The sequence below is a fragment of the Catenulispora pinisilvae genome (assembly GCF_015356865.1).
Lineage (GTDB): Bacteria > Actinomycetota > Actinomycetes > Streptomycetales > Catenulisporaceae > Catenulispora > Catenulispora pinisilvae.
Genome location: NZ_JAAFZA010000069.1, coordinates 20,713 through 44,439, shown reverse-complemented (window position 1 = coordinate 44,439; position 23,727 = coordinate 20,713). Strand labels below are relative to the sequence as shown.

Here is a 23,727-nt window from a genome sequence, read left to right as displayed (position 1 = left end):
CCACCTCCCCCACCGCCACCTCAACCTCATCAAGCACCACATCCTGCAACAACAGGTCCTCAATCGAGTACCCAGACAGGCACAACTCAGGAAACACCGCCACCGCGACCCCGTCATCGGCACACCGCCGAGCCAAACGCACAACAGCCTCGACATTGGCAAGCGGATCAGCAACAACCGTGTGCCCCGTACACGCGGCCACACGCGCAAACCCGTGCTGGTAGATAGACCAGAAGTTCAATGGAATTCCCTGGACGCTGCGGATGGATCAACTCCGGACGGATCAAGAGAAGGCTACGCGCCCACCCGGCACCGCACCGCACCGTCCCCGCCGAAACGGGGCAAACCAGTCGGCAGAACACCGGCGACGGAGCACCCCCAACGCTCCGCCACTGGTCAAACAATGTGCACCGGTAGGATTCGAACCTGCACACCAGTCTCCGGCAACAGCTCGCAGTCCCCTGATAAGAGGCTGGTCAGGTTCGCGCTAGCAAGCCCAGCGCCCGAGCTCGGGCACGATTAAGGCGCAGACACACGACAGCCCGCTTCAGCGGCGCTCCCGCCCGAGCGTCGACGCCGAAGCACCATCGGCGCTCCGCACCGGTCAGCCGATGATCTTACTCACGGCAGTGGTATCAGCAGGATCTGGAACAATGTCACACCCGGTCCCGGCGGTGATGATGATCTGATCGAGGCCATCCGAGGCGTCATAGTGCAAAACTGCCGCGACGCCTCCCTTAGTACCGTCAACGCGAACCGTCTGAGCATCGACCGTCTGCTTGACACCCGAATAGCCGGCCCGCCGCAGATAGGCACTCAGGACGTTGGCCATCGCAACAGCGCCGCCCTGGGTCTGATGCTCGAATGCGCCTCCCGCATACACCTCCCAGCCGTCGTACCCGCCCACGCCGTTGTCGCAGCGCTGGAGGGCGACGGCCGAGGTGTAGTTCTGGCGGCTGACGCCAGTGGCCTGGACCATGGAGTCAAGCGCCCGCGTGACCTCACCCTTCGCCGCCGCCTGACTGACCTTGTGCGTCTCCCCGCCCCACAGGCGCCACCCGACGGATGCCACGACCGCCGCAGTCACAGGATAGAGGCGCTGAACAACGCCGGAAACGATGGCCGCGCCAACCGCACGGCTGAGCAGTTTGACATCTGGTCCGGGCTCAGTGCGGGCCGAATGGGCGACTGAACACACGTCGGCGAACATCACACCGCTGCGTCGAACGAACCCGACGATCCCCAGCGCAGGGACGCTTCTACAGTTCGCGAAGGATCGTGAATCGTCAGCTGAGGAGGTACGCCAGGGCCACGACGGCCTCGCTCACCCCGATGAAGGTAAGCGGGATCCACAAGTCGGGCAGCTGCAGTCGCCAACGGTACTCAGCTGACGCGGCACCCACCGGCGCGGAAAGGACGATCTTGTCGCTCTCCTCTTGGAGGCGGTCCCGGATCGGTTTGAATGCCGAGTACCCGTTGAGCTGAGCTCCCAGGGAGCCTTGGAAAGCCCACGGGGACAACATCCGCCCGTCGAGCAGGCGCAGCTTGATGCCAGACGACACCACGAACTGCCGCCCCAAACGCCACGGCACCATGAGCCGGACGATGCAGTTCTCGATGACGATCCCCTCAGGCCTGAGCCGGATCGTTGCTCGCCACCCGACAAGCCAGCAGACGTAGAAGAGGAACCCGCCGATCGGCGTTCCCACGAAGGCAGCGGAGGTGTTCCCCTTGGCGACCGCGACAAAAGCGCCGATCAGAAGCGCGCCGGCAGCCACCGAGCCAAGGCCGATCGCCCCAATCGCCTTAGTCTTGTTCCGGACTGTGACCTCCTTGCTCGAGCTCACGGCGAACGAGGCCCGAGTAACCGTTCTTCCTAACACTTCCGCTCCACGTGTTGCCACAAATCCAGTAAAGGCCATCCTCAGGCGGATCATTCTAAACGGTTCGCCCGCTCCACCTGGCGAGCAGCACGCCTCACGACAAGGTTCAAATCGTGATGACGCTCCCCGTCGAAGATATCCACCCGCCCGAAGGAGCCCTTTCCCTCAGGAGTCATCAGGTTTCCGATCAAATCAACAGTCAGCTTGAATTTACTAACCTGCTTTCTCACACCTGGGCGACCTAAGACTGCCCACGAGACTGCCCACGCCCATCCCAGTGCAATCTTGGCTAGCCGAGGATCTGGAATCGGCTCGTCCGAATCCGAGGGAACCAACCACCGCTTGAAGGCGAGTAGTACGTCCGAACGCCCCTGGTTCGCGTCATCGAGAAGCCGCGGCAAGGATCGCGAATCCGAGCCACACGATCGCCGGCAATCAGTGCCCGCCATCAGCTGACCGACAGCTGATCGACGAATCGGTGAGAAGGCGAGCGCCTGGCCCACGGTCCACTCGCCGTCCGGACGCCGCCGCGTGACCACACCCACGCCGCCTCACACCTCCGCCGCTTCCCGGGGCCGTGGCGGCTGGCGTTCGACCGCGCGGCGGGCCAGCGCCAGCCGGTTAATCACTATTTTATTAATTAATCTTGACGCGGCCGGGCCGGGTGCGCCATCGTCCTACCTACTCCCCGCCAGGAGCGCTGCGGCGGGGAGGGCATATCGGTCGACGATGACGGAGATTCGAGCATGTCAGGAACGTTTCGAAGGCGACGGTCGGCCGCGGTCGCGGCCGCGGTGACCGTCGGCGCGCTTCTCGCGACGGCCGCACCGGCCGAGGCAGCCGCGTCGGGCCCCACCGCGACGCCCGCTGTCTCTGCGGGCACGTCCAGCGTCCACAGGTCGCCCGCCTACTACGACAGCGGCCTGGCTCCGACCCCCTACATGGGCTGGAACACGTACTACTCGATCGGCGGCGCGGTCACCGAGAGCTCGGTCGAGGACGTCGCCAGCTCGCTGATCAACACCGGTCTGGCCAGCGCCGGCTACAACTACGTGTGGCTCGACGGCGGCTGGCAGGCCTCGACACCGCGTGATGCGCACGGCGATCTGGTCGCCAACCCGGCCGCGTTCCCGGACGGCGTCCCCGCGCTGGTGGACTGGCTGCATGCGCGCGGCCTGAAAGTGGGCATCTACACCGATGCCGGCGTTTACGACGGCACGAACTGCGGCCTGGGCAGCGGCGGTCACTATCAGCAGGACGCGAATCAGTTCGCGTCCTGGGGCATCGACGCCATCAAGGTTGACTTCCTGTGCGGCATCGCGCAGGACACCGACCCCGGGCCGGCCTACGCGCAGTTCAGCCAGGCGGTCGCACAGTCCGGACGGAAGATGCTGCTGGCACTGTGCAATCCGCTGACCGCCGCATGGGGCAAGCCGAACCCGTCGGCGTACTACGCCGGGAACAACTACACCTTCGGGCCGACCATCGCAGACTCCTGGCGAACCGACACGGACATCGCCTTCGGCAGCCCGACTGCCGGCGAGTTCGCGGACGTCCTGCGCAACGCCGATGACAACGAGGCGCACCCGGAGGCCAACGGTCCCGGCCACTACAACGACCCGGACTACCTCATTCCGATGCGCGCGCTGTCCGGCGGCGGCTACGAGCTCGACCAGACGCAGTCGACCGCCCAGTTCGAGCTGTGGGCCGAGATGGCCTCGCCGCTGGTGCTCGGCTCCGACCCGCGCGCGCTGCCGCAGAGCATGCTGGATGTGTTGAAGAACCCGGAGATCCTGGCCGTCGATCAGGATCCGCTGGACGTCCAGGGCGTCCCGATCGACTCGACCTCCACCAGTACGGTCTACAGCAAGGTCATGTCCGGCAGTGGGCGGCGTGCGGTGGTCCTGCTCAACCGCTCGGGCTCAGCACAGAGCATGAGTGTCCAGTTCGCGCACGCGGGACTCGGCGGCAGCGTGTCGGTGCGGGACCTCACGGCACGGCGAGACCTCGGCTCGTATACGTCCTCTTACACGACGACGGTCCCAGCGGACGGCACCGCGATGCTGCTGCTGTCCGGCACCGACGCGCTGCCCGGCACGAGCGCCGGCGGCCAGGTGAGCGCGGATCCGGCGCTGGTCCATGTCAGTGACACCGACTCCCATCTGTTCGCCCGAGGCGGCGACGGCGCACTGTGGGAGCAGAGCACGACGAGCTCGGGTTCCTGGTCCGGGGACTGGACGAGCCTCGGCGGACCGGTCGGCGATCAGATCGTCGGCCAGCCGGCCGCTTACGCGGCGTCCGACGGATCGCTGGACTTGTTCGTGCTCGGCACCGACTCCCAGGTGTACCGGCGCACCTCGGCAGGCGGCTCGTGGGGCGGGTGGACAGCGCTCGGCGGCCACCTCGCCGACGCCCCGACCGTGGCGTACACCGGCCCGAGTGCCTGGACGCTGACCGGCACCGGGACTGACGGCCAGATCTGGACGCTGACCGCGTCCGGCGCCTGGAACGCCATCGGCACCCCGTCCGGCCTGTCGGTGTACGGCCGGCCCTCGGCGGTCACCGACGGCACCACCACCTACGTCGCGATACGCGCCAACGACGACAGCGTCTGGCTCGACACGTCCACCGCCGACGGCCGATGGTCGGGCTGGACCGGCCTCGGCGGCACCGTCAGCGCCAGCCCGACGCTGCTGGAGACGCTGGGCCGCGTCTACCTGTTCGTCCGGGCCTCGGACTACACGGCCTGGGAGAACAACCTGACCTCCGGCTCGTGGAGCGGATGGTTCAAGCGCAGCGAATTCACCAGCGACACCTTCAACGGCGCGTTCGGCGCGGCGGCCGGCGACGACGGCCACGCCGAGATCGCTTACCGCGGCATCGATGCTCACGTCCACACCATCGAGCTCTGAGATCTGAACTCTGAGCCTCGAACTCTGAGCTTCGAACTCTGAGCTTTGAACTTCGAGCTCTGAGCTCTGATTCACACCCCGCGTTCGGGCTCCGGCCTACCCACCGGCAGAAGCCCGCTACCCCTCCCCCACCCTCTCTTCTCTCAGGGAGCAGCCATGTCCAGCTACAGCCTTTCGCGCCGCAACCTTCTCCAGGGGGTTGGTGCGGTCGGCGCCGCAGCCGCTCTCGGCGGGTGCGCCACGGCCACCAAATCATCGGCCGGCACCCAGACCGGCGGTGCGGTCACCCTTCAGTCCGACCTGTCCTCCCCGCTCGCCGAGAAAGCCATGCAGGCGCTGGTCGCCGCCTACGGTAAGCAGAGCAAGCACAGCCTGATGCTCAACACCATCGCCGCCACCACCTACCAGCCGCTGCTGCCGACGTACTTGACCTCCGCGAACCCGCCGGACATCTACACCTGGTACGCCGGCAACGACGCCGACCACTACTCCAAGCGCGGTCTGCTGCTCGACGTGAGCTCCGTCTGGAACACCATGGGCAACTACCCGCCGGCGTTCAAGGCCCTGAGCACCGACGCCTCGGGCAAGCAGATCTTCGTGCCGACCAGCTACTACTGGTGGGGCGTGTTCTACCGCAAGTCCAAGTTCGCCGAATGGGGCCTGAGCGAGCCCAAGACCTGGTCGGACTTCCTGACGTTGTGCCAGACCATCAAATCCAAGGGCGTCACCCCCATCGGGCTGGGAGCCGGAACCGGCAACGCCTGGGTGGCCTCAGCCTGGTTCGACTACCTCAATATCCGCATCAACGGCGCCCAGTACCACCAGGCCCTGCTGCAAGGACAGCACGCCTTCACCGACCCGCAAGTCGGCAAGGTCTTCGACACCTGGAAACAGGCGCTGCCCTATTTCGACCCGAACGGCACGGCGGTCACCTGGCAGGCCGCTTCGAACCAGCTCATCCAGGGTCAGACCGGCATGCTGTTGACCGGCGCGTTCTTCGCCGACGCCGCGCCCAAGGGGTCGCTGGACGACCTGGACTTCTTCAAGTTCCCGGTCATCGACGCCTCGGTCCCCGACGCCGAGGAGGCACCGACCGACGGCCTGTTCGCCAGCGCGAAGACCGGGAACTCCGCCGCGGTCCTGGACTTCATGACCTGGATGGCCAAGCCCGACGCCCAGAACATGTGGACCCAGACCTCGTCCGGGACCGTCATCCCCGCCAATCCCCAGGCCGCCACGCCGACCTCGCCGCTGGCCAAGAAGGGCCAGACGATGCTGGCCGGCGCCTCGGCCCTGACCCAGTTCTTCAACCGCGACTCCTCCGACGCGCTACAGAACACCGCGAACACCGCGCTCACCAACTTCTTGCAGAACCCCGGCAAGCTTTCCTCGATCCTGTCCACCTGGCAGACCCAGGCCGAGCAGGTGTGGAAGACGGCATGAGTCTGGCCACGACCCCGGCACAGCCTGCGCTCAACGCCGCGGCCCAGCGCCGGACGCGTCGGCCGCGTCGGCCGCGTCGGGGCGGGCCGCTGCGCCCGACCCCGGTCATCATCACGTTCGTCCTGGTTCCCCTCCTGGTCGAGTCGGTCAGCGTGTTCTGGCCGGCGATCCAGGGCTTCTACATCTCGCTGACCAACTGGAACGGCGTCAACGCGCCGACCTTCGCGGGCCTGGGCAACTACCGGCGGATGGTCAGCGACCCGGTGTTCCACAAGGCCCTGACAAACACGGCGCTGTGGCTGGTGCTGTTCGGCGGCATATCCGCCGCCGGCGGTCTCGGCTGCGCGATGTTCCTGCAACGGGAGCGGCGCGGCATCGCCATCTACCGGGCCGCGCTGTTCCTGCCCGTGGTCTTCTCACTCACCGCCACCGCGCTGATGTGGCAGACCCTCTACCAGCCCAACGGCATGATCAACAGCATGCTGTCAACGGTCGGGCTCGGCGGCTGGCAGCACGCCTGGCTGGCGAATCCGCACACAGCGCTGTACGCGCAGATAGTGCCGGCCCTGTGGCGTGAGATCGGCTATGTCATGGTCCTGTACCTGGCCGGGCTCAAGGGCATCGACCCGGCGCTGTACGAGGCGGCGAAAGTCGACGGCGCCTCGCCCTGGCAGCAGTTCCGCAACGTGACCCTTCCGCAGCTGCGCAGCGTCAACGCGGTGGTCCTGTCGGTCATCGTCATCGACTCGCTGCGCTCGTTCGACGTGGTCTGGGCGCTGACCCAGGGCGGGCCCTACAACTCCTCGCAGCTACTGAGCACCTACATGTACCAGACAGCTTTCGTGAACACCGACTTCGGATACGGCTGCGCATTGGCCGTGGCCATCTTCGTGCTCGCCTTCGGCGTCATCGTCGGCTATCTGGTCCGCGCGTTCAAGGAGAGCGACTGATGGCCCTCACCGCCGCGCCGGCCGCCGGCGCCCGCAGACACGGACACAGACCGCTGGGCAGTCGCCTTCGTACTTTCGGCTTCCACGCCGGAGCCAGTGCCCTGTCGCTGCTGTGGTTCGCCCCGATCGCCTTGATCCTGGTGATCAGCCTGCGTTCGACCGATGATGTGCTGGGCCACGGCCTCAACTCCGTTCCTCATTCCTTCGCACCGGGCAACTTCGCCTCGGCGTGGAACGACGGCGGCCTGAAGCAGGCCCTGATCAACAGCGCGATCGTGAGTATCCCGGCGGTGGCGCTGACCCTGCTACTGGCCTCGATGGCGGCGTTCGCTCTGGCTCGCTACCAGGTCCCGCTACGCCGCACACTGCTGCTGGTGATGCTCGGCGGCAACCTGCTGCCCCCGCAGATCCTGCTCGTGCCGGTCGCCAAGCTGACCGAACTGTTCGGGCTGCACGACTCGCTCGCCGCGCTGATCGCGGTGGAGATCGGCTTCGGCCTCGGTTTCTACGTGTTCGTGCTCCAGGGCTTCATGCGCACGATTCCGGCCGAGATCCAGCAGGCGGCGCTCCTGGACGGCGCCGGGCCGTTCACCATCTACTGGCGGATCATCCTGCCGCTGACCCGCCCGGCCCTGGCCGCGCTCGGCGCCCTGTCGTTCACCTGGGTCTTCAACGACCTGCTGTGGCCGATCACGGTGCTGGTGAGCGAGACCAAGATGCCGGTCACGCCCGCGCTGCTGGGCCTGCAAGGCCAGTTCGTGTCGTACTGGAACGTGATCGCCGCCGGCTCGGTGATCGCCGCGATCCCGACGGTCGCCGTGTTCCTGCGTTTCCAACGCCACTTCATCGGCGGCTTGAACCTGGGAGGCGTCAAGTGAACCGCTGGACGTTGCGCACCGCGAACACCTCCTACACCGTCGAGGTGCCCGATCACGGCCGCTGGGCCGAGTTGTCCGCGTGGGGGCCACGGGGCGTGGAGGACGGCCCGTCGCCGCTGGCCGGACACGGCCGCACCCCATTCCGGACAGCGGCCGACGCCGCTCCCGCCGAGTACCTGCCGTTCGGGTTGCGGCCGTTCGGCGGGGCGGAGCTGGACGTGCGACGGCCGGGCGGGGAGCGCGGCAGCTGGTGGCAGTTCGCCGGCGAGCAGCCGACCGAAGGCGCCGGGCTTCGCCTGGCTTTCCTCGACGACCTGCTCGGCCTGGAAGCGGTGCTGTGCTACGAAACCGTTCCCGACACCGACGTGATCCGGCGCTGGGTCGAGCTGACCGGCGTCGGTGCGGACGACCTGCTGCTGGCCCGGTTGGACTCGGCGGCCGTCAACATCCCGGTGCCCGGCGGCGCCCGGCTGACCTACCTGGTCGGCCAGTGGGTCCAGGAATTCCAGCTCAAGCACATCCAGGTGGAACGCGGCACGTTCGCCATCGGCAGCACCCAAGGTGTGTCAGGGCACGAGTACGCGCCCTGGATCGCCGCGCAGGACGCCGCGCAGCCGGCCGGCCCGGCCACACCGACTTGGGGAATCTCGCTGGCCTGGTCAGGATCCTGGCACATCGACGCCTCGGTCGACTCCGGCCGCCTGCTGCGGTTGCGCGCCGGCCGCGAGCCGCACGAGGGCGAAGTGCTCCTGCCGGCCGGCGGCACGCTGATCACGCCGCAGCTGCTGCTCGCGTTCAGTGCCGAAGGGCTCGGCGGCCTGGCCCGCGTCTGGCACACCCACGAGCGGCTGGAGAGCGGGCCGCGCGGCCGGCGCCCCAGGCCGGTCCTCTACAACTCGTGGGAGGCCACCGGCTTCGCCGTCGAGCAGGACGGACAGCTCGAACTCGCCCGAACCGCCGCCGCCATCGGCGCCGAGCTGTTCGTCGTCGACGACGGGTGGTTCGCCAACCGACCGGACGACACATCAGGCCTTGGCGACTGGGAACCCGACCGCGACGCATTCCCCGACGGGTTCGGCGCCTTCATCGGCCGGATTCGGGATCTCGGCCTGGACTTCGGGCTCTGGGTGGAGCCGGAGGCGGTCAGCCCCGGCTCCCGCCTGCTCGCCGACCATCCGGACTGGATCTACCGGGTCGAAGGCCGCCCGGCGACGCTGATCCGAAACCAGCTGCTGCTGAACCTGGGTCGCGACGACGTCCGCAAGCACGTCCTGACGTGGCTCGACAAGTTGCTGCACGACTACCCGATCAGCTATCTGAAGTGGGACATGAACCGACCGCCGACGGAGCGCGGACGACCGGTCAGCCCACTGCCACGCCCCGCTGACCTGGACGCCGCACACGTGGCCAACTACCACCACATCCTCGCCGCACTGCGCACCGGACACCCGCACGTGATGATCGAGGGTTGCGCAGGCGGGGGCGGACGTGCGGACGCGGCCGCGATCGCCGCGACCGACGTCGTCTGGCCCAGCGACAACACCGGTCCCCAGGACAGGCTGACCATCCAGCACGGCTTCCTGCACGCCCACTCCCCTCACGTGATGAGCTCCTGGGTGACCGACTCCGCAGGGTTCTTCGACACCCGGCCCCGGTCGCCGCGATTCAGGTTCGTCACCGCCATGGCCGGCGTCCTCGGCATCGGCGCGGATATCAGAGCCTGGACGGTCGAGCAGAGAGCCGAGGCCGCGCGCTGGATCACCTGGTACAAGAAGTGGCGTGCGACGATCCATCACGGCGCCGTGCATCTGCTCGGCGCACCGAGTGACGACACCTGCGGCGTGCAGTACTCCGCGCCCGACGGGTCACACGAGATCGTCCTGGCCTGGAACAGCGGGCTACTCAATGGTCTGCCACAGCTTCCCGGACGCCCGGACCGGCTGCGGCTGCACGGACTGGAACCGGCTGCGCGGTACCAGGATGAAGCGACGGGCTCGACGTACAGCGGCGCTCATCTACTGCACGCGGGATTGCCCTGCGCGTGGCGCACCGACTTCGACGCCGACGCGGTGGTGCTACGGCGATGCTGATGTCTGCGAACAAGACGGGAGTACGGGTATGAGCGAGTCGGGGCCCGGCGGCTTCACCGGAGGCGTCGCCATCGTGACCGGTGCGGCGTCCGGCATCGGCGCGGCGACCGCGGAACGGCTCGCGGCGCACGGCGCCGCCGTGGTTCTGGCCGACGTCTGCGAGCACGGCGCGGCGGTCTCCCGGCGGATCGGCGAGCTCGGAGGCCGCGCGACATTCGTGCAGGCCGACGCCGCCGACGAGGACGACTGGTCTCGCGTCCGGTCCGCGGCGCGCGCCTACGGCCGGGTCGACGTCCTGGTCAGCAACGCTTTCACCGTCGACGTCGCCGCTGTCCATGAGACGAGCCGCGCCTCGTGGGACCGGCAGCTGGGGGTCAATCTCACCGGCGCGTTCCTCGGCGTGCGCACGGTGCTGCCGGATCTGCGCGAAGGCGGCGGCGCCGTCGTGCTGGTCTCCTCGGTGCACGCCCGATTCGGCATTCCCGGTCACCCCGCCTACGCGGCCACCAAGGGAGCGCTGGTCGCGCTCGCCGGGCAGCTCGCCGTCGAATACGCGCCGAGTATCCGGGTCAACGCAGTGCTGCCGGGCCCGATCATGACTGGTGCGTGGGACCGGGTACCGGAGGCCGACCGGCAACAATCGGTGCGGGCGACGCCGGCGGGCCGGTTCGGCACGCCGGAGGAGGTCGCGGCGGCCATCGCCTTCCTGGCCGGTCCCGGGGCCTCGTTCATCACCGGGACGGCCCTGGTCGTCGACGGCGGCTGGTCGGTCGCCAAGGCGTCAGCGTGAGCTTGGAAAAACTAGCAACTAAGGACGCGTAATACATGTCGCTTTACGGGAATCGCGGGCTGCACGGCCAGACCGTGGACGCCATCGCTCGCCGCGTGCTCAGCGGCGAGCTGCCCGAAGGGGCCACTCTCGACATCGAGGCCTTGCAGCGGGAGCTCGGCGTCAGCCTCACCGCGCTGCGCGAATCCCTCAAAGTGCTGGCCGCCAAGGGCCTGGTCGGCGCGCGGCAAAAGCGCGGAACCTTCGTACGGGAACGATCCGAGTGGAACCTGCTCGACCCGGACGTGCTGCGCTGGCAGTTCAGCGCGCAGGCGGACACCAAGCTGCTCGGCAGCCTGGACGAGGTGCGCGGCATCATCGAACCGGCCGCGGTGCGCCTGGCAGCCTCGCGCCGCACCGAGGAGGACCTGACCCGGCTGGACGAGGCGCTCGAGGCGATGGCCGGCGCCCACGACTCGGCCGGCGAGATCGAATCAGACCTCGCCTTTCACCGTGCCCTGCTGTCCGCGACCCACAACGAGCTCCTGGACCGCATGCAGGGTGTACTCGAATCCGCGCTGGCCGCCCGCGACCAGCTCGTTCACGGGGCCGAGGGAACCACCGACGACCCGGTGCCCAGTCACCGGGCGGTGCTGGACGCCGTGCGCCGCCAGGACGCCGGCGCTGCCGAGCAGGCGATGCGCGCATTGCTGGACAAGGCGGCCAGCGACGAACAGCGGATCCACCCGGGAACGGACGACTGATGAAGATAACCCGCGTCGAGACGTTCCTGGTGCCGCCGCGCTGGCTGTTCTGCCGGATCGAGACCGACGAAGGAGTCGTCGGGTGGGGCGAGCCCGTAGTCGAGGGACGCGCCGAGGTTGTGCGCGCGGCGGTCGAGGTGCTGTCCGAATACCTGATCGGCCAGGACCCGCTGCGCATCCAGGACCACTGGCAGGTCCTGACCAAGGCCGGGTTCTATCGGGACGGGCCGGTCCTGAGCAGCGCCGTCGCGGGAATCGATCAGGCCCTGTGGGACATCGCGGGCAAGGCCTACGACGCGCCCGTCTACGCCCTGCTCGGCGGTCCCGTCCGCGACCTGGTCCGCGTCTACGCCTGGGTCGGCGGCGACGAGCCCGCCGAACTGGCCGACGCGATCGCCGCGCAGGTCGACGCCGGCTTCACGGCCGTGAAGATGAACGCCAGCGGACGCATGTCGCCGATCGCGACCTCGGGGGAGATCGACGCGGTCCTGGCCCGCGCGACCGCGGCCCGCGAGGCCCTGGGCCCGGACCGCGACGTGGCCATCGACTGCCACGGACGCGTCACGGTGCCCACCGCGCGGCGGATCCTGCCGGAACTGGCTGCGATCCGGCCGCTGTTCGTCGAGGAACCGGTGCTCCCGGAGCATCACCACGCGCTGGCATCGCTGGTCCAGGCCAGCCCGGTGCCGCTGGCGACCGGCGAGCGGATCTACGGCCGGGCCGGATTCCTCCCCGTGCTCCAAGCCGGAGTCGCGGTCGTGCAGCCCGACTTGTCGCACGCGGGCGGGATCAGCGAGGTGACCAGGATCGCCTCCCTCGCCGAGACGTTCGGGGCACTGCTCGCCCCGCACTGCCCGCTGGGGCCGATCGCCCTGGCCGCCAGCCTGCAGGTCGGATTCGCCACCCCCAACCTGCTGATCCAGGAGCAGAGCCGCGGCATCCACTACGACAAGGAGGCCGATCTGCTCTCCTACGTCGTGGATCCCGAGCCGTTCCGCTTCGTCGACGGCCACGCCGTCCGCGGACCCGCACCGGGCCTGGGGATCACGGTGGACGAGGCAGCAGTGCGCGCCGCCGACCAGAACGCGGCGCACCGCTGGCGCAATCCGGTGTGGCGTCATCACGACGGGTCCCTGGCCGAATGGTGAGCCGGACTGTTCCGCTGGCCGTGCGGGTCGAACCCGCGCTCGGCGGCCGATGGGCATCCCTGCGCGGCGGCGGGCGGGAGTGGCTGTGGCACAGGGACGAACCACACCGTGCGCAGGTGGTCCCCGGCGACGGATTCGTCGACGCCGGCGGGCTGGAGGAGTGCGTGCCGACGGTACGCGGACGGCCCGACCACGGCGACGCCTGGAGTCGCCCGTGGACCGCCGCCGACGACTCAGGGCTGGTATACGCGGTGCGCTGCCCGGATTTCGAACTCACCCGCGGTATCGACACCTCGTCCGGCTCGGTCGTCGCGGACTACCGGCTGGTCGCGGAGCCCGGATTCCGGTTCGTGTGGGCCGCACACGCTCTGCTCGACATCAACGGCAACGGCAACGGCAACGCCGACGCTGACACACACGCCCGGCTGCGCATCACCGGGAATCCGACGACGCGCCTGTTCCCGGAAGCCGCGCAGCACCTGGACCGCCCCTGGCCGACAGCCGCCCGGTGGATCGAAGGGGCCTGGCCCACGCCGGCCGGCCTGCGCATGGACACTCTCGGGCCCGACGACGGCAGCGCGGTCGGAGCCGTCATCAACGCCCCCAGCGTTGTCGTCGAGGACGGCCCGGACCGACTGCACCTGGCCGTGACCGCCGACGGACAGCCGACGTCGATCGCGGTATGGCGCAACCTCGGCGGGTTCCCGGCCGAAGCCCCCTACCGCAGCATCGGCGTGGAGCCGATGCTCGGCCGCGTCTTCGACCTCGACGACGCGGCAGACGAAGACTGCGCCGTCGTGCCGGCGGCCGGCGAGGTGCGCTGGCAGTTGACCATCACCGCCCACCGACTCCAGGAGGGAACCGAACCCCATGGATCTTTCAACCACACTGCGTGAGCGACGCCTCATGGCCATCGTGCGCGGCACGCACGCCGAAGCCGCCCTGGAGACCATCCGCGTTCTCGCCGCCGAAGGCATCGGCCTGATCGAGGTCTCGCTCACCTCAGAGCAGGCGCTCGACGTCATCGCCCGTGCGCGCGACGAACTCGGACCGGACGCGGCTCTCGGCGCCGGAACCGTGGTCAGCGCGCAGGACGCACGCCGGGCACACGCCGCCGGGGCCGGCTTCGTCGTCACCCCCGGCTTCGGCGACGGCGTCCGGCAGGCCCGTGACCTCGGCCTGCCCATGATCGTCGGCGCGCTCACGCCCACCGAGGTGATCGCCGCGCTGGATGCGGGCGCGGACGCGGTGAAACTGTTTCCGGCAGCGGCGATGGGCGGCCCGGAGTATCTCCGTGCTCTGCGAGCCCCGTTCCCCGACGTGCCCTTCGTCCCGGTCGGCGGCGTCGACGCCGACTCCGGCCGCCGCTACCTGGAGTACGGCGCGCCGGCTGTCGGCGTCGGCAGCCCCCTGATCGGCGACGCGGCGGACGGCGGCGACCCGGGTGCCCTGCGCGCGCGGATCAAGGCCTTCCTGAGCGCCACAGCGCAGGCCCCCCGATGACGGATGCGCCGTGGCGCCCGGCGACTCGCGATGGTGAGCACATCGTCGCCTGCGTCGGCGAGACGATGGTCTCCTTCGTCCCGCCCGACGGTTCGGCCCAGGACACGGCCGACACTCTCAACCTCGACATCGCCGGCGCCGAGTCGAACGTGGCCATGTACCTCGCCGCCCACGGCATCAGTGCCCGCTGGATCTCGCGACTCGGCGACGACGCGTTCGGCCGCCGCATCCTGGCTCGCGTACGCGCCGCGGGAGTCGACGTGTCGGGCACCCGGACAGACCCGACCCGACCCACCGGGCTCCTGTTCAAGGACCCCGTGTTCAAGGACCCCGCGTTCGAGGACCCCGCGTTCGAGGACCCCGAGGCCGACGGCCGGAACGGAACCAAAGTCACCTACTACCGCCGCGGATCAGCAGCCTCCGCCATGGATCCGGCCCTCCTCGACGAGCCGGCGTTGCGCACCGCGACGTTATGGCACTTCACCGGCATCACCCCGGCCCTGTCCGAGGACTGCCGGCGCCTGGTGGAGTCAGCACTGACCGGCGCCCACGCGACCGTCAGCTTCGACGTGAACTACAGACCGGCCCTGTGGCAACGTCCGCCCGTCGAGCCACTCCACGCTCTGGCACAGGCCGCCGACATCGTGTTCGTCGGGCTTGACGAGGCACAAGCCTTGTGGGGAGCAGACCTTCGCGAGCCCACAGACGTCAGAACCCTCCTTCCCTCGCCCCGCATCCTCGTCGTCAAGGACGGCCCCCGCTCGGCAACGGCGTTCTTCGGCGACAAGCACACGAGCGTGCCCGCACTACCCGTCAACGTGATCGAACCAGTCGGCGCCGGCGACGCATTCGCAGCCGGCTTTCTCGCGGGGCTGCTGCAAGCCGAACCCATCGACCGGTGTCTCCGACTCGGACACATCACCGCAGCCTCGGCACTCACAGTGAGCAGCGATCACGGACCACTGCCACCACGCACAACCGTTGACCGACACCTTGGGCTGTCAGCACGTGACTGGGCCGGCACCCCCTTGACCGCGTGATCAACCAGCAGACATCCGCATCGCCATGCGTCACAGGGCACGATCACCGGCGCCGAGTCTGTCCGGCACCCACAGCACCACCGCTGGTGACCCTGCGGGGCGGTACCGCACGGGTTGCCGATGCCGAGGGTCGCGATGCCAAGCGTCGCGATGCCGGCGGGCCAGGCCGGCAGCCTGAGCCACTGCTTCAGTGCGTTCGCCTCGGCCTCCCGGCGTACCTCACCCGCTTTGCGCCCTTTGTGCCCGCCGCTCCTTGTGACGCCTGCTCGCGTGCTCCACCACCGCGATCAGCACTTCCTTCCCGGAAGCGCGCTCTCGTGCGTCGCAAAGCACCACCGGGGTGCCGGGGTCCAGGTCCAGCGCCTGCTCGACCTCCTCGCAGCGGTAGCGGCGGGCGCCGTCGAAACTGTTCACCGCGACGATGAAAGGGATGTCGCGGTGCTCGAAGTAGTCCACGGCGGCGAACGAGTCCTCCAGCCGCCTGGTGTCGGCCAGCACGACCGCGCCGAGCGCCCCCTGGGCGAGTTCGTCCCAGAGGAACCAGAATCTGTCCTGGCCCGGGGTGCCGAACAGGTACAGGGCGAGGCCTTCGCGGATGGTGATGCGGCCGTAGTCCAGCGCGACCGTGGTGGTGCGCTTGCGGTTGACGCTCGCCGTGTCGTCGACCGAGCGGCCGGCTTCGGACAGGGGTTCCTCGGTGCGCAGCGGGCGGATTTCGCTCACCGCACCGACCATGGTGGTCTTGCCGACGCCGAAACCGCCCGCGACCAGGATCTTCAGGGCGACGTAGGAGGATGCCTGCCCGTCAGAGCGCGCGGAGTCCATCGAGTACCTCCTGCAGTAGGCGTTCGTCCGGCATCCGGTCCGGCACCAGGGGCCGGCTCACGTGGATCAGCCCGACCTCCAGGAGATCGGAGAGGATGACGCGGGTGACCCCGATCGGCAGGTCGCAGTCCGCTGCGAGATCCGCCACGGAGCGGGCACCGCGCGCGGTCAGGTCGAGCACCGCGGTGTGCTCCGGCCCGAGCGTCGGGTCGTTCCGGTACCGGGCCGGGTCGGGGGGCGCGCTGATCAGGGCTATGAGATCGAAGACCTCCTGGCGCGGTCGGGCGCGGCCGCGGGTGAGGGCGTACAGCCGCACCAGCGGTCCCGCGTCTTCGTCGTACCAGCGTTGCTGTCCGGGGTCGTCGTTCACGCCGGTGGCGCACCCATTCCATCGGGAGTGCGGCTCGGGTAGTCGGACGCCTCGCCCGCGGACTCCCCCGTCGCCGCCGAGCGCGGCGGCGCGGTCAGATGCTCGCCGACCCGCCGCACCATCCGTGCCATCTCATAGGCGATCAGCCCGACGTCGGCCCCGGCGTCGCTGAACACGGCCAGGCAGGCCCCGCCGCCGGCCGCGACCACGAACAGGAAGCCCTGGTCGAACTCGATCATCGTCTGCCGCACCGGTCCGCTGCCGAAGTGCCGCGTCGCGCCCTTGGCCAGGCTGTGCAGGCCGGAGGCGACGGCCGCGAGGTGTTCCCCGTCCTCTCTGGAGATCTTCGCCGAGGTGGCGACCGCCAAGCCGTCGGCCGACAGCACGACGGCGTGCCGGATCATCGGGACCCGAGTGGACAGCTCATCGAGCAGCCAGCCCAACTCGGACCGCCCGGGTGTGGCCGTGCTGGTCACGCGTACTCCTTCGGGTCAGGCGCGCCGCGCCCGCGGGTCCAGCCCTGCTGAAGCGCGGTCATGGTGTCGCGGACGGTTTCCGGGGACCGGCGCGGAGCGGCGGCGTCGGCCGATGTATCAGTGGCCTGACTCTCTGGAAGAGGCGCGCGAAGCTGGGTGGCGAGGCTGGCCTGGCGGACGCGGCGGGGAAGGCCGTTCACGCCGACGGGATGGGCCGGCTCGCCTGTCGCGTAGGCCGGTCCGCCTGTCGCGTAGGCCGGTCCGGCCGTGGCGTAGGCCGGTTCGGCACGCGGGTCGCCGGCCGTGGCGTAGGCCGGTTCGACACGCGGATCCGCAGGGGTCTGGGAACCAGAGGCACGGTCAGGGCGGATCCCGGAGGCGTTGTCATGCGCGGCGGTGTCGTCATCGTCCAGCAACGCCTCAGCACGTGTCAGCATGCTGTCTTGCGGCTCGGCGTCGTCGTCGGCGGCCATCATCGTCGCCGGCAGCACCAGGATGGCGACGGTCCCCTGCGCACCCTCTTGTGCGCTCTCCCCGGTTCTCGAACGCAGCGCGACCTCGACTCCGTGCCGTCGAGCCAGCCGGCTCACCACGTAGAGTCCGAGCCGGTCGCTCTCGAACAGGTCGTCCGGACGTGAGTCGGCGATCCGCCGGTTTGCCTCCTGCAGAGCCGACCGCCCCATGCCCAACCCGTGGTCCTCGACCTCGATCACGCAGCCGGAGGTGACCAGCCGTCCGCGGACCACCACCCGGCTGTGCGGCGGTGAGAAGGCCGTCGCGTTCTCCACGAGTTCGGCGACCAGGTGGGTCAGGTCGGCCACCGCGCCGCCGGCCACCGCGACCGGCGGCATCCGCCGGACGTCGACCCGGGCGAAGTCCTCGACCTCGGCCGCCGCGGCACGGACGACGTCCATCAGCGGGACCGGACGACGCCATCCGCGGCCCGGCGGTGAGCCGGACAAGATGATGAGGCCCTCCGCGTGCCGCTGCATGCGCGTGGCCAAGTGGTCCAAGCGGAACAGGTCCTCCAACTCGCCGGGATCGTCGACCCGCCGCTCCATCGTCTCCAGCAGCGCCAGCTGCCGGTGGACCAGGGTCTGGCTGCGCCGGGCCAGGTTGCGGAAGACCCCCGCGACGCCGCTGATCACCTCGGCCCGCTCGACCGCCGCCTGCAGCGCCGCATGCTGGACCACCGCCAGCGCCTCGGTCACCTGCCCGATCTCGTCCTCTCCGGAGCCGCCGGCCACCGGAACCGGTGCCTCCAGGGCCAGATCGATCTCCTGCCCGGACCGCAGCCGGGCGATCGCCGCGGGAAGTCGCCGTCCGGCCAGATCGAGCGCGGAGTCCCGCAGCACCACGAGTTCGACCACCAGCCGCTGGCCGATCCGGACCGATATCAGAAGGCTGACGACGATGGCGACCAGACCCAGCCAGGCGGCGACGACCACGCCGGTGGAGGCGGTGTGGGTGGCACGGACCGCGTCGAGTGTGCTTCGCACGGCCTGCGCGTCGGAGACCGCGCCGGTGTAGGCGGTGTAGGCGTCGATGGCCGGGATCGCTCCGGTGGCGACTCCGGCCCGGAGTCCGGGCAAGCCGGCGAAGTCGGCCATCAGAGTATTGATGCTGGAGGCGACGGAGGGCACCCCCGTGATCTCCACGTGCGCCGCCTGCACACCGGAGCGCACCGACCCGATCGCCGCGTCCGTCGCCGACTCCTGCGCTGTCGGCGCAGGCCTGTGCCCCCCGAGCAGGCCGACCACAGCGGACCGCTCTGCTTGCAGCGCGGTGATCGTCTGGCTGAGCGGCACCTGCACGCGCGCCTGGATTCTGCTGACCTGCTGGACGGTCAGCGCGTCACCCGCCACGGTGACCATGGCCAGACCCCACAACGCCATGAGTGCCACCACGGGGACCATCAGCAGCGACACGATCTTCGCGCGGACCGAGCGGGGCCGCAGCATGTGCCGGACGACGCCGGACCCGCCGGCGCCGCCCGAGGGCTGAGCACTCGCGCCGTCCACGACGACTCCGCTCACGCCCGGAGCCCCGGCTAAAGCAACCTCCTGAGAAGCGAACGACTCTGCCCGCCGGTGTCGGCCGCCGGCGCTACGCGCGTTCACCGGTGCTGCGCCGGGTCGGTCGGCACCGGAGAAAGACCTCCAGGTCCGGCACTAGACAGGGTTCTGACTCGCTGTCGCCCAGCCGCCGCACTACCCGAGCCCTCCTGCGCGGTCAGCGACAAAGCAACGAACGCCGAGGCCAGGAACAGGTACGACCCGAGCATGACCGTCATCGGCACGATGAAATCCGTTCCGGAGGTTCCGTTGGGAGCCGCCCCGTTGGCGACGACGTCGACCCGCGCGGCCGCCATACCCGTGTAGTGCATGGCGCTGACCGCGACACCCATGATCAGCGAGGCGCCGACGGCAGCGATCGGCGAGGAGACGGTCAGCGCGGAATGCAGTGCCGCCGTGGCGGCGACTATCGCGATGACCACTGACACGGCGACCATCCGCGCGTCGTAGTGCACCGTCCCACTGATCCGCATGGCGTTCATACCGATGTAGTGCATCGCGGCGACGCCGATACCGGTGATGAGTCCCCCGAGAACGACCGAGCGGCGCCGCGAGCGGCCGTAGCCGACGGCCAGGACGCCGATCCCGACCATGCCGATGGAGACCAGGAGGCTGACAACCGTGAGGAAGGTGTCGTAGCGGATCGCCGTACCACTGATGGAGAAGCCGAGCATGGCGATGAAGTGCATCGTCCAGATGCCGGTTCCGATGGCGACGGCGGCCGACGCCAGCCACCGGAGTCGGCGGCGACCGGTCGCGGCCTGCGCACGCACCATACACCGCAACCCGAGCGCGGCACCGACACAGGCCATCAGATACGACAGGATCGGGGTAACCCATCCGAAGCCTAATTCGGTCGTCGACCCCATCGGTCCCACGATGCCTCCTGCACTGTTGATTCTTATCGAGCGTCTTTCGCGGTGGCAGGCCGGGCACAGACAATGGCACGCCTTTTGCGCGCGTCGCAAGGTTTTTCGAAAACAGGGCCCTGGCCTGGGGCGATGGCCGAGTGACCGATTGTTTACAGGTAAAACAAGGGTCAAATATATGGCTGTGAATGGCAAACCGGCACTGTGATTGAGTTCACTGGGAAGGCATGGCGTCACCGGTGCGACGAGCAGAGGGCAAGCGCGCGCCGGACGCTGGAAAGCCGCACGTCCGCAAGCCACTCAAGCCGGCGACAATCCGGAAGATTCACTTTCTATCCGCCGAGCCGTGCCGGTCATCGACGACGACCAAATCAGCGCCATCTGGCGCGGGTGCCAACAGCAGGTCGTCGCCGCAGAACCCATCGAACCCGTGATGCCCGCCGAGGCCGCCCCTGGGGCTCACCACAACGCGTAGAGGGGTCCGCGCCACGGTCGCCGGCGCGGAGGAATCACTGAAATGAGTTGCCGGCCCTGCGCATGTGAGGCAGCCCCGATCCGTCGACCGCTGATGCACGCATGTCCACGTAGGAAGCGTCGGCACCGCCGATGGCGTTGAGCGCTCGTTTGATCTGCTGGGTGATCTCGTAACGCTGCGTGGTTGGTATCGCCAAGTCCGTCCACACCGTCCAGCGGCCACTGAAGCGCGTCCCAGGCGGCGGTCGCTCCAGCCGGGTCGCGAAGCGGATGACAGTCGCCGCTTGTCGGTACCCTTGCTGTTCCAGCAGTCGGGCCGCGTGCGTGATCAGTTCATGGTCGGCGGTCTTCTCCTCGGCCCCGCCCGCATCCGGCGGCTCTGTCGCCGCCGTTTGGGCAGCGCCTTGATATGGCATCGGTTCACTCCTTCGTCATCGGATCAGGTCGGCCGCCGGTGCGGAACCGATCGAGTTCGGTGCGAGTGAGGCGGGTCCAAGGGTGATCGGCCCCGAACAGCCGGAGACGTTCGGCGAGGATGGTCTCCAGCAGGCGGGTGGCCCGCGCCGGATCGCCGGCGCGGCCGACGAAGTTGGCGTGGCCGTTGCGGCTGTTGAACGTGTGCGGGTGGGTGTGCCCGAGCACTCGGGTGCGATCCAGGACGATGATCTCGAACAGCGCGGCGGCCTGCACCGGGTCGCCGACGTGACCCAGGAAGCGCGCGTGGCCGTTGCGGCTGCCCAGCGTCAGGGGGTGGTCTGGGTCCAACCACTTCGTGCAGTCGGCGATGAGTTTCCGGTAGGCCGCCACCGCCTGGCAGTAGCGGCCCGACATGCCGATGGCCCGGATCATGCTGCTCTTGGCGGCGAGCAGCGCCGGGTGCCGCGGCCCCAGGATGCGCCGAGTGTCGGTGACCAGCGACCGCAGCAGCGCGGCCGCGCGGCGCGGGTCGCCCGCTTCGCAGATGAAGTCCGCGTAGTAGCGGCGGTGCAGAAGGGTGATGGGGCTGTCGGGCGCGTAGGTCCGCAGGTAGCTCTCGTCGTGCATCAACTCCGCCATGAGCAGCGCCGCCCCTTGCGGATCACCCGCCTCGCCGACGAACCGCGCCCGGCCGTGCCGGCTGGCCAGGGTGTCCGGGTGGCCGGGGTCCAGGACCGCCAGGCAGTCGGTGATGAGCGATTCGAACAACGCGGCGGCCTCGGCGGCGCGGCCGGACTCGCCGAGGAAGTGCGCGTGGTGGCGGCGGTTGTTCAGCGTGTAGCGCTTATAAGGACCCTGAAGACGGGTCCGGTCGGCGACCAGCTGCTCGAACAGGCTCGCCGCTCGCGCCGGGCGTCCGGCCTCGCCGGTGAAGTAGGCCAGCCCGAAGCGGACGCTGAGGATGTGCGGATGATCGGCGTCGAACCGTTGGAGCCATTCGGCCAGGAGGGCTTCGTAGAGTCCGATGGCCCGTCGCGGATCTCCGGCCTGGCCGACGAAGAACGCATGGGTGCTGCGGCTGCGCATGGTGAGTTCGTGGTCGGCGCCCAGGACGCGAGTGTTGTCGGCGATCACTTCCTCGAGGAGCCGCACGGAAAGTTCGACTCGGCCGGCCATGCCAAGGCACCGAGCGTAGACGGTGCGGTCCGCCAGGGTCTGAGGCGCGTCGGGCCCATGGATCCGGACGGACTCCTCGAAGAGAGCGGCGAACAGCGGCACTGCCCGCTGGGGATCTCCGGCTTCGCACACGCACCGCGCGTAGGAACGCCGCGCTTTCGGATCGCTCTCGTTCCCGTTCACCGCTCGTTCCAAGGCCCGCATCGCGTGAACGAAATCGTCGCGCGCGAACGCGGTGACGCCGAGGTTGAAGGCGCCGGCCGCGTCGACGTGCTCGATCAGCATGCGCCAGGTCTCCTCCGGGATGCGCGGCGGCAGGTTCTCGGCCTCCACCGAATCGTGAAGGTAGTCGAAGGACAGGTAGGTATCGCCGTCCCGGGGCAGCAGCAGGCTCGACGTGGCGTGCAGCGGCTTCGTCGCCCAGTCGAGCGCCTCGGCCCACGGCTCGGGGCGCAGCGCCTGGCCTCCGCGGCGGGCCAGGTAGACCTCGTGGAGATCGCGGAGCAGCACGAGGGGAAGCGGCTGGTGGTAGCCCGCCCGGCGCGCGTCGATGGCCGCCGCCACCAGGGCCGCGCCGCGCGGATGGCTCTCCGGGCCCCAGGCGTCGCGCCAAGCACTGAGCAACTCCGGTGCGGCGGCCAGGTATTCGGCCACGCCGCGGCGGCCGGCGTGCGCGTGTTTCACAGCGGCCGCGATGCGGGCGTCCGCGATCAGGGCGTGCGCCCGGGCGATCTCACCCGGGCTCCAGATGCGGTCCAGCCGGTGCTCGCGGGCGAGGTGGACGACGTCCCGGCCGCTGCACACCACGTCGTGGATGAGATCGCCTTCGACGGCGGCGTGCCGGGCGCTGAACCGGGCGTGGGCGTTGCTACTCATCGTGGCGACGATGATGATCCGGCGCCGCGGGTCGTCGATCATCCGCTGGACCATGCCGACGTTGAGCCCGCCGCTGCCCAGGTACAGGTCGAGATCGTCCAGCCACACCACGACTCCCCGGTTGTGGCAGATCTCGGGGATGAGCGCCGCCAGAGACTGCCGGTTCACCGGGAACACAAGCTTGTATCCCGGCAGCAGATCCCGGACCGCCTCGTAGGCGGCCCGGGTCTTGCCTGCCGTGGACTCCCCGACCACCAGGACGAATCCCGTCCCCTTCCGCACGTCCGCGCGGATTCCCGGGGTCGCGTCGCGCTCCACGAACGGCGGCGCGGAACCGGTGTCGTCGGCCGCCAAATGGACGCCGAGGGCGACCGGGTTGTGGCAGTCGCGCACCCGGACCGGCCGGCCGCGGCGGCTCAGGCGCAGGTGGTCGGCCAGCGCGTCCTTCCTCCTCAGCTTCCCGTCGAGGGCGTCGCCGGTGTTGGTCAAGGCACCCGCGAGTCGCGTGATCACCGTTCCCGCGGGACCCAGCAGAGTGAACACTCCTGTTTTCATGAGCGACCCCAGCGCTCGGACCAGCACCACAGCCGCCCTGAGGACACCGTGGCCGCGGCCCCGCCGCCATGCGACGTGTTTCATGACGCCACACCCCCTTCACCCGGAACGGCCCAGCCGGCTCGGTCCCGGTACCGCAAGCCTGCCGTCGCCGGCACGCGGCCGAACCTCCTGTGGGATAACTCGCACAGGTCAGGACGAGGGACTACGAAGGCAGGGCAATCCTCGGACACC

General features: G+C 69.3%; 20 protein-coding genes and 1 pseudogene. 11 read left to right on the top strand and 10 right to left on the bottom strand.

Annotated features, from left to right (window positions below; genetic code table 11):
- The 3 genes and pseudogenes from nadE to IZR01_RS20380 all read right to left on the bottom strand — a co-directional run.
- Positions 1-241: pseudogene (gene nadE, locus IZR01_RS50760) on the bottom strand (NAD(+) synthase); the annotation flags it as partial.
- A 363-nt stretch (positions 242-604) separates the two neighbouring features.
- Entirely contained in the window at positions 605-1,210 is a 606-nt protein-coding gene (locus tag IZR01_RS20385) for a hypothetical protein (protein ID WP_194924749.1), read from the bottom strand.
- Between the two features lie 76 nt (positions 1,211-1,286).
- Positions 1,287-1,847 carry a hypothetical protein gene (locus IZR01_RS20380; RefSeq protein WP_194924748.1) on the bottom strand — a complete coding sequence of 187 codons (561 nt, stop codon included), beginning with the start codon at positions 1,845-1,847 and terminating at the stop codon, positions 1,287-1,289.
- Positions 1,848-2,629: 782 nt separating this feature from the next.
- On the opposite strand from IZR01_RS20380, the gene IZR01_RS20375 reads away from it, so the two are divergent.
- From IZR01_RS20375 to IZR01_RS20325, 11 genes are all read left to right on the top strand, one after another.
- Complete coding sequence (locus IZR01_RS20375) at positions 2,630-4,795, top strand: DUF8189 domain-containing protein (protein WP_194924747.1); 2,166 nt, start codon at positions 2,630-2,632, stop codon at positions 4,793-4,795.
- A 156-nt stretch (positions 4,796-4,951) separates the two neighbouring features.
- Positions 4,952-6,238 (top strand): ABC transporter substrate-binding protein, encoded by a 1,287-nt coding sequence (locus IZR01_RS20370; RefSeq protein WP_194924746.1) that lies wholly within the window; start codon positions 4,952-4,954, stop codon positions 6,236-6,238.
- Positions 6,235-7,188 (top strand): carbohydrate ABC transporter permease, encoded by a 954-nt coding sequence (locus IZR01_RS20365; protein WP_194924745.1) that lies wholly within the window; start codon positions 6,235-6,237, stop codon positions 7,186-7,188. Before IZR01_RS20370 ends, IZR01_RS20365 begins: the two co-directional genes overlap by 4 nt.
- The gene (locus IZR01_RS20360; protein WP_194924744.1) at positions 7,188-8,066 is read left to right on the top strand and encodes a carbohydrate ABC transporter permease; all 879 of its coding nucleotides are present in this window, start codon (positions 7,188-7,190) and stop codon (positions 8,064-8,066) included. The genes IZR01_RS20365 and IZR01_RS20360 overlap by 1 nt, the downstream gene beginning before the upstream one ends.
- Entirely contained in the window at positions 8,063-10,156 is a 2,094-nt protein-coding gene (locus IZR01_RS20355; protein WP_194924743.1) for an alpha-galactosidase, read from the top strand. Before IZR01_RS20360 ends, IZR01_RS20355 begins: the two co-directional genes overlap by 4 nt.
- A gap of 28 nt (positions 10,157-10,184) precedes the next feature.
- Positions 10,185-10,946, top strand: coding sequence for an SDR family NAD(P)-dependent oxidoreductase (locus tag IZR01_RS20350; protein ID WP_194924742.1), 762 nt, complete (start codon positions 10,185-10,187; stop codon positions 10,944-10,946).
- Between the two features lie 35 nt (positions 10,947-10,981).
- Positions 10,982-11,689, top strand: coding sequence for a FadR/GntR family transcriptional regulator (locus tag IZR01_RS20345; RefSeq protein ID WP_194892805.1), 708 nt, complete (start codon positions 10,982-10,984; stop codon positions 11,687-11,689).
- Entirely contained in the window at positions 11,689-12,837 is a 1,149-nt protein-coding gene (gene dgoD / locus IZR01_RS20340) for a galactonate dehydratase (RefSeq protein WP_194892804.1), read from the top strand. The genes IZR01_RS20345 and dgoD overlap by 1 nt, the downstream gene beginning before the upstream one ends.
- Complete coding sequence (locus IZR01_RS20335; protein ID WP_194924741.1) at positions 12,831-13,733, top strand: aldose epimerase family protein; 903 nt, start codon at positions 12,831-12,833, stop codon at positions 13,731-13,733. The genes dgoD and IZR01_RS20335 overlap by 7 nt, the downstream gene beginning before the upstream one ends.
- The gene (locus IZR01_RS20330) at positions 13,708-14,340 is read left to right on the top strand and encodes a bifunctional 4-hydroxy-2-oxoglutarate aldolase/2-dehydro-3-deoxy-phosphogluconate aldolase (RefSeq protein ID WP_194924740.1); all 633 of its coding nucleotides are present in this window, start codon (positions 13,708-13,710) and stop codon (positions 14,338-14,340) included. Before IZR01_RS20335 ends, IZR01_RS20330 begins: the two co-directional genes overlap by 26 nt.
- Positions 14,337-15,380, top strand: a complete 1,044-nt coding sequence (locus IZR01_RS20325; protein WP_194924739.1) for a sugar kinase — start codon at positions 14,337-14,339, stop codon at positions 15,378-15,380. The genes IZR01_RS20330 and IZR01_RS20325 overlap by 4 nt, the downstream gene beginning before the upstream one ends.
- A 219-nt stretch (positions 15,381-15,599) precedes the next feature.
- Here the strand turns inward: IZR01_RS20325 and IZR01_RS20320 are convergent, their stop codons facing one another.
- The 7 genes from IZR01_RS20320 to IZR01_RS20290 form a co-directional block, all read right to left on the bottom strand.
- Positions 15,600-16,205 carry a GTP-binding protein gene (locus IZR01_RS20320; RefSeq protein ID WP_194892800.1) on the bottom strand — a complete coding sequence of 202 codons (606 nt, stop codon included), beginning with the start codon at positions 16,203-16,205 and terminating at the stop codon, positions 15,600-15,602.
- A complete protein-coding gene (locus IZR01_RS20315) occupies positions 16,186-16,575 on the bottom strand; it encodes a DUF742 domain-containing protein (RefSeq protein ID WP_194892799.1) in 390 nt (129 codons plus the stop codon). Before IZR01_RS20315 ends, IZR01_RS20320 begins: the two co-directional genes overlap by 20 nt.
- The gene (locus IZR01_RS20310; protein WP_323747053.1) at positions 16,572-17,051 is read right to left on the bottom strand and encodes a roadblock/LC7 domain-containing protein; all 480 of its coding nucleotides are present in this window, start codon (positions 17,049-17,051) and stop codon (positions 16,572-16,574) included. The genes IZR01_RS20315 and IZR01_RS20310 overlap by 4 nt, the downstream gene beginning before the upstream one ends.
- Positions 17,048-19,087 (bottom strand): sensor histidine kinase, encoded by a 2,040-nt coding sequence (locus IZR01_RS20305; RefSeq protein ID WP_194924738.1) that lies wholly within the window; start codon positions 19,085-19,087, stop codon positions 17,048-17,050. Before IZR01_RS20305 ends, IZR01_RS20310 begins: the two co-directional genes overlap by 4 nt.
- Before the next feature lie 80 nt (positions 19,088-19,167).
- Positions 19,168-19,995: an MHYT domain-containing protein gene (locus tag IZR01_RS20300; RefSeq protein WP_194924737.1), complete on the bottom strand. Its 828-nt coding sequence runs from the start codon at positions 19,993-19,995 to the stop codon at positions 19,168-19,170.
- 509 nt (positions 19,996-20,504) lie between these two features.
- Entirely contained in the window at positions 20,505-20,885 is a 381-nt protein-coding gene (locus IZR01_RS20295; protein WP_194924736.1) for a hypothetical protein, read from the bottom strand.
- Positions 20,886-20,889: 4 nt separating this feature from the next.
- The gene (locus IZR01_RS20290) at positions 20,890-23,577 is read right to left on the bottom strand and encodes a tetratricopeptide repeat protein (protein WP_194892795.1); all 2,688 of its coding nucleotides are present in this window, start codon (positions 23,575-23,577) and stop codon (positions 20,890-20,892) included.
- Between the last annotated feature and the right edge of the window lie 150 nt (positions 23,578-23,727).

Bases quoted from the DNA above. Each gene is read 5' to 3' on its own strand.
- IZR01_RS20385 (WP_194924749.1), bottom strand. From the start codon at position 1,210: ATGTTCGCCGACGTGTGTTCAGTCGCCCATTCGGCCCGCACTGAGCCC.
- IZR01_RS20375 (WP_194924747.1), top strand. From the start codon at position 2,630: ATGTCAGGAACGTTTCGAAGGCGACGGTCGGCCGCGGTCGCGGCCGCG.
- IZR01_RS20370 (WP_194924746.1), top strand. From the start codon at position 4,952: ATGTCCAGCTACAGCCTTTCGCGCCGCAACCTTCTCCAGGGGGTTGGT.
- IZR01_RS20365 (WP_194924745.1), top strand. From the start codon at position 6,235: ATGAGTCTGGCCACGACCCCGGCACAGCCTGCGCTCAACGCCGCGGCC.
- IZR01_RS20360 (WP_194924744.1), top strand. From the start codon at position 7,188: ATGGCCCTCACCGCCGCGCCGGCCGCCGGCGCCCGCAGACACGGACAC.
- IZR01_RS20350 (WP_194924742.1), top strand. From the start codon at position 10,185: ATGAGCGAGTCGGGGCCCGGCGGCTTCACCGGAGGCGTCGCCATCGTG.
- IZR01_RS20345 (WP_194892805.1), top strand. From the start codon at position 10,982: ATGTCGCTTTACGGGAATCGCGGGCTGCACGGCCAGACCGTGGACGCC.
- dgoD (WP_194892804.1), top strand. From the start codon at position 11,689: ATGAAGATAACCCGCGTCGAGACGTTCCTGGTGCCGCCGCGCTGGCTG.
- IZR01_RS20335 (WP_194924741.1), top strand. From the start codon at position 12,831: ATGGTGAGCCGGACTGTTCCGCTGGCCGTGCGGGTCGAACCCGCGCTC.
- IZR01_RS20330 (WP_194924740.1), top strand. From the start codon at position 13,708: ATGGATCTTTCAACCACACTGCGTGAGCGACGCCTCATGGCCATCGTG.
- IZR01_RS20325 (WP_194924739.1), top strand. From the start codon at position 14,337: ATGACGGATGCGCCGTGGCGCCCGGCGACTCGCGATGGTGAGCACATC.
- IZR01_RS20320 (WP_194892800.1), bottom strand. From the start codon at position 16,205: ATGGACTCCGCGCGCTCTGACGGGCAGGCATCCTCCTACGTCGCCCTG.
- IZR01_RS20300 (WP_194924737.1), bottom strand. From the start codon at position 19,995: ATGGGGTCGACGACCGAATTAGGCTTCGGATGGGTTACCCCGATCCTG.
- IZR01_RS20295 (WP_194924736.1), bottom strand. From the start codon at position 20,885: ATGCCATATCAAGGCGCTGCCCAAACGGCGGCGACAGAGCCGCCGGAT.
- IZR01_RS20290 (WP_194892795.1), bottom strand. From the start codon at position 23,577: ATGAAACACGTCGCATGGCGGCGGGGCCGCGGCCACGGTGTCCTCAGG.